The organism is Sutterella massiliensis (assembly GCF_016899755.1).
Classification (GTDB): domain Bacteria; phylum Pseudomonadota; class Gammaproteobacteria; order Burkholderiales; family Burkholderiaceae_F; genus Sutterella; species Sutterella massiliensis.
In genome coordinates, this window is record NZ_JACJJC010000184.1 from 1 (window position 1) to 702 (window position 702).

1 protein-coding gene and 1 pseudogene are annotated in these 702 nt (G+C 60.4%); both read right to left on the reverse strand.

The window, feature by feature from the left end; genetic code table 11:
* Positions 1-362 (reverse strand): annotated as a pseudogene (locus tag H6A60_RS12050) (hypothetical protein); the annotation flags it as partial.
* 104 nt (positions 363-466) lie between these two features.
* Positions 467-702: hypothetical protein (locus tag H6A60_RS12055; RefSeq protein ID WP_205104956.1), on the reverse strand; the 236-nt coding region annotated here is incomplete at its 5' end.

Consider the following 702-nt stretch of genomic DNA (forward strand, 5'->3'; position numbering starts at 1 on the left):
CTTTTCTCGTGACAGCCGATCAGAAGACCGCCCGCACCCGGGTAGATCCCGGCGAGTTCGTTTTCGATGCGAACATCCTCGAGCGCGTTGACGATTTCGTGACGCAGCGGCCACGTACTGCCTTCTGCACCGAACGTCGTGAATCGAATGTGCGCGGCTTCGTGCGCGAGGTACCCGAGGAGTTCGTCCTCGGCCAGGCGCGTGCTCGATGCCGGCAATCTGATCTCGGTGCCGTCGGTGCAGCAGTCAAAGCCGCCGACGACTACCTTGACGCCGAACTTGTTGCCCAGCGCCGCAGCCGTTGTCGGAAGGCTGCGAAGGAAGTTGACGTTGAGGGGAGCGTTCTTCATGCGTGTTTTCATGATGGGTTTCCTTGGAAAGTTTCCGCAGAGCCCCGTCGGACGCACGAACTCCCCCGCAAGGGCGATCACGCGCCCTCTTCGGGGATGCTCGGTTGGTTAAAAAGTCAGAAGAAAAAAGATGAAGACTGCGGCGCCGCCGCAGGCACTTCAGGTTTGGACGGCTCGATTTCGATCTGCAGGACGCAGAGTGCTCCATCCTGTTCGGTCGAAATCGACGACGGCTGCGTCTCGACTGCCGACAAAGGGCGAAGTTCGGTCGCTTCGCCGGTGCGGTCCCGAATGAATTGCTTCAGTTCGGCTTCAAGCGACAGGTCGCTTTCTGCGCGGGCGTCCTTCGGCA